We start from the raw sequence: 4,682 nt of genomic DNA, 5'->3' as shown, positions 1-4,682 counted from the left end.
GTGCGCCCAATATGCACTAAAAAAACTCAGCCAACCTTCACGGTGCATCATAGGCTTGATCTGCATGCGAAGCGCCTCCGATCTTGCCTGCTCGAGATACCAGCCCCAAGATTTACGTACGTGGAAGATTGCCTCCGTCTGTTTTCCATTGGCAATAGCCCGAACAGTGCAGTTGCCAATATCTTCGGGAGCAGGTATTGAAAAGACCAGTTTGTTTTGGCTAACCTCCGGTTTTGGCAGCCTTATCACTTCACCGGAAGGATTGAGGATGGACACCTCTGGAACTTGTTTCGTATCGAAATACACTGCCAATTCAATGGTTTCTCCCGGTGCGGCGGTGGTGCGGTCCAAACCCAACGCCGGGGCCTTGGCGTTGGCCGCTACCTTGGGCAGTACATCATCCAACGTATTGGCCGGCTGAATATAGACCGACCAAGACCGTTCCTCTCCCGGAACCAGTTGGACCAGCTCTTGGGGGTGACGGTCGGGCAAGGGCAGCACATGCATCAGATCTAAGGTACTGGTAGCGATTCGATGCGTCATGCCCATATACCCGATTTGTCTCGATGCTATGGGATCCGGAGAACTTATAGTAAGTATCTGGCCGTTCGGATTTTGAAAATAGCCCCAAAAATGGGTCTTTTCACACCGCAACAATGTGGGGAAGAATTTATCGAAATAGGCTTGGGGATCTTTCATCTCGTGATTGATGCCGATACGGACAGCTGCGGATGGAGCAGCTGCAAAGGGTTTTGAACCTTCATTTTTCAAACCGGCGATAATGGTCAGTTTGCCATCTACATCTTTATATTCCAAGCTATATAATTGGTCGTTTTCCCTTCCTTCAAAATATAACTTTTTACCGACCACCCGGGTAAGGTCGACACCGGCCCAAGCGGGGCCACCATGCTCATCGGTTCTCCAGGGAATCTGTACCGCTTCGCCGTCATAGGACATCACTAATGCTGTAATTGCTCCTTTTCCGTTGATAGTAGCCGTCCATCCACCCGTATCGGATTTCAATTTTTCCGTTTTTTGGGAAACAGCGAGATTTACAAAGAATACGCTGAGGATAAAAAGTAGGGTTCGTAGTTTTTTCATTGACTTTGTTTCTTACTGGGTAGCGCAGTATCAATCCGTGCCCCACGCCTTGTTTGGTCGGTCTCCCAACGTTATTTTTAACTCGCCACCATCCGTTAGGACTTTTCTTGGAAAATGATATTTTTCCCAATTTTTTCCATTCAATGTAGCGGATTGGATGTAGTTATTTTCAGAAGTGTTGTTCTCCGTGGAGATAACGAAGTTTTTGCCTGGGTAATACGCTTGGTTCAGATTGATGGTGACTTGATCAAAAATCGGAGACGTTATTTCATACCCACTATCGATGCCGGCGCCACCATCGACCTGAAAGAGGCCTATACCCATCAAAACGCCCAACGCCCCGAGCTGGCCCTGGTCTTCATCACCGTTATACCCACTATGGGGATCGGTGCCGCCAAACACATCTTCCTTTATTTTCCTGACCCATTTTTGGGTGAGCCACGGCGCCCCGCCCAAATTGAAAAGATGCGCCATATGCAACGAGGATTGATTTTCATAATCTACCCAGCTTTCGGCATGTTTTCCGTGCGGTACTATAAAATTGTTCGGTTCGGCCATGGTAAAACTATGGTTCAGATAGCCTACGAATTTTTCATTGCCTCCCATCAATTTTATGATGCCCTTTATGTCATGGGGTACGTTGACCGTGCCCATAGCCGAGTTACTTTCGCAGAAACCGGGCATGTTGAAACCTTCTCCGACCGGGGCGAAGTCATCTATCCACGAACCATCAAAATTTCGGGGATGGATGTAACCTACTTTAGGGTCCCACAATTTTTTATAGTTTTTGGCCCTCTCCGAAAACAATTTGTGATCATCCTTTTTGTTTAGAACCTTTGCCATTTGCGCCAAGCACCAATCTTGATAGGAATAGTCCAAGGTCATGTGGGCTCCATCCATGTGATAGCCATTCGCTTTAATCCCTTCCGGCACGTAGCCCCTATCGATATAATATTCCATACCCCCGCCTTTTGCAGGAGTATCATGTTCATAGCCCGCATGGTCACGGATGCCGCCGACAAAGGCATTCTTTCGCAAACCTTCATAGGCTTTTTCTACGTCATAGCCCTTGATACCTTGTTGGAGTGCCGTGGCAAAGAAGGGGGCCGCAGGGTCGCTTATCATCACATAGGTATAGTTGCCTCCGGCAGGTCCCCTGGGAATCAATCCGCCGTTTTCATACATATCGACCAAAGTATTGCAGAACCCGTCCATAATTTCAGGATACGCAAAAGACCACAGGATATTCAGGTTCCAATGAGTACCCCAAAGGGCATCAAAATTATAATGGGGGAATTTTGGCTTGCCGTTTTCGTCTAGCTTAACCTGTCTTATTTTCGGGGTCGGCCCTGTCATGTCGCAGTATTTACCGTCGACATCACTCAAGATCCTTCTGCCGAGCAGCGCATGCCATAAATCCGTATAAAATTTGGTTTGCTGCTTTTTGGTTCCACCTTCAATCTGGATACGGGATAGCATTTTGTTCCATTCATTTTTGGATTCGTTGACCACCCGATCAAAATCCCAATGCGGAAGTTCGGTGTCCAAGTTTTTTCTTGCCTGGTCGATCGAAGTATAGGCGATGGCTACCTTCATCTTTACCGGGTTCCCTTTTCTAGTATCAAATTTCACGTACGCCCCTATGCTATCCCCCTTTATAAAGTTGGGGGATGGTTTTATTAGCTTCGCGTCCTTCCAAGTGCCAAAATCTGAAAAAGGTTGGTCGAAACGGGCCACAAAGTAGATATAGGTCGATTTCGGGCGGCGTATGGTCGGTGCCATCAGGGAATATCCCTCAAGCTCGGTATCGGAAATTTTCCGGACATAGGATGAATCCATCTTGCTATGGGCCAAATACGCAGCCGTATGAAAACTGATGTAGCTAACTTCTGTTTTCGGGAAATGGTATTGATGAAAGCCCACTCTTTTTGTAGAGGTCAGCTCTGCCGTAACGTTGTGGTCGGTCAAGGTTATCTTATGATATCCGGGCCTTACAACCTCGCTTTCGTGAGAATACTTTGACTTCGTGGCTTCTACGCCTAAATTGCCATTAAATACCCCGGTGCTTGGCATCACAGGAATCCCCGAGAGCTGCCAGGCATGTACATGACTAAAACTCTTCACATAGGTAGAATCGTACATGTAGCCGCTCAGCCAGGAGTCATCCAACTGCATATCAGGACTCAGGTTTACCATGCCAAAGGGCCGAGAGGCCGAACTAAAATAAAACCAGCGTGATTTGTGGGTGTCGATCAACGGATCTACATAATCCGTTGGTTTTTCGATGATTTGTGCATTTAAACCGGTATCACAGAAACACGCTAGCGCAAGCACGAACAATAACGTTTGTACTTTCTTCATAGTTTGTCGATGAAAGAAATTGTTAATACCCCGGGTTCTGTCCGATTTTGGGATTTTCATTTCGGGCACTTTGGGGAATCGGGTATAAGGTCAAGTAATCGCCGCCCGGGTTATTACCTTCTTCTTCGGCAGTGGATATGAATTTACCGTGTCTGATCAAATCTTGCCTTCTGTGTCCTTCGCACCAAAGTTCCCTACCACGTTCGTCTAATATGAAATCCCTAAAGGTAGCTTGGGTAAAATTCCTTGAAATTTCCGCAACACCAGCCCTGGTACGAATCTGATCTACCAAATCCATAGCCTCGGCGTTGGGTCCTGAAATCTCGTTGATGGCCTCCGCGCGTGCCAAAAGTACATCGGCATATCTATAAATAATCACATCGTTACCCTGCCGATATCCATTATGTTCGGGGTCATCACCGTATTTTTTCGGAGCCGCCCCGATGGCCTTATTATTTTGAACCTCCCTGAAATCGACCATGTTACCATCTATATCTTCGTAATACCGTATCATACGTGACAACCTCAGGTCTTTTCCCTCCTCAAATTTATCATAAAAAGGCCACGGCGTTTTTAGCCCTCCCCAAAGACTATATTTAATTCCGGTGGGGCTCTTATATTCCGGGGTTTGCGGTAGGCACGCGGCAAACCATGAGTAGGCTAGACCGCCATCTTGGGCAAGTTTGGGAATAACTAGAATGGTTTCGGTGTTACTTGTGCCTTCATTTTCGATATCGAATATGCCGGTATAGGTCGGCATTAATTGGTATCCCAGGCCTATGATTTTCTCGCTGGAATTTAACACGCCCTGCCAATCTTTCTGGTGCAATTGTAGTTTCATCAGCATGGTGAGCGCGGCACCTTTGGTCACCCTACCATAATCATTACTTTCATAGGATTCGGGAAGTTTTGGAATAACGTCGTTTAATTCCGTGGTTATAAAATCGACCATCCATTCTTCGGTCGGCCTCTCGGGCTGTGTTTCGGAACTGATCGCTTTGGCTTCCTCATAATCCACGATTAAAGGAACCGGGCCGTAAAGATCCAATAGATTAAAAGCATAAAAGGCCCTTAATGTTCTGGCTTCGGATATGATTCTATTTTCCAATTCTCCTTTTTCTATAGGAGCTTCTTCCAAATTGCCTATCAAAAGCGTTGCTTTGGTAACCGATCTGACATATCGGTTGAAATTACCTTCGACACTTCCTGTCTCCGGCGTC

Annotated in this window: 3 protein-coding genes; all 3 read right to left on the bottom strand. The window is 46.7% G+C overall.

The window, feature by feature from the left end; genetic code table 11:
- Positions 1-1,101 (bottom strand): hypothetical protein (locus tag ACEW8S_RS11780; RefSeq protein WP_373518345.1); only part of this gene is annotated, 1,101 nt, incomplete at its 3' end.
- A 30-nt stretch (positions 1,102-1,131) separates the two neighbouring features.
- Complete coding sequence (locus ACEW8S_RS11775) at positions 1,132-3,462, bottom strand: GH92 family glycosyl hydrolase (protein ID WP_373518344.1); 2,331 nt, start codon at positions 3,460-3,462, stop codon at positions 1,132-1,134.
- A 22-nt stretch (positions 3,463-3,484) separates the two neighbouring features.
- Positions 3,485-4,682 (bottom strand): RagB/SusD family nutrient uptake outer membrane protein (locus tag ACEW8S_RS11770; protein WP_373518343.1); only part of this gene is annotated, 1,198 nt, incomplete at its 5' end.

The organism is Pricia sp., from assembly GCF_041745955.1.
Classification (GTDB): domain Bacteria; phylum Bacteroidota; class Bacteroidia; order Flavobacteriales; family Flavobacteriaceae; genus Pricia.
Note: the sequence above shows the minus strand (reverse complement) of the source record. Positions and strands in the feature narration are given on the sequence as shown.

What these genes read in the sequence shown, in the direction of transcription:
- ACEW8S_RS11775 (WP_373518344.1), bottom strand. Translation starts at nt 3,462, where the DNA reads ATGAAGAAAGTACAAACGTTATTGTTCGTGCTTGCGCTAGCGTGTTTC.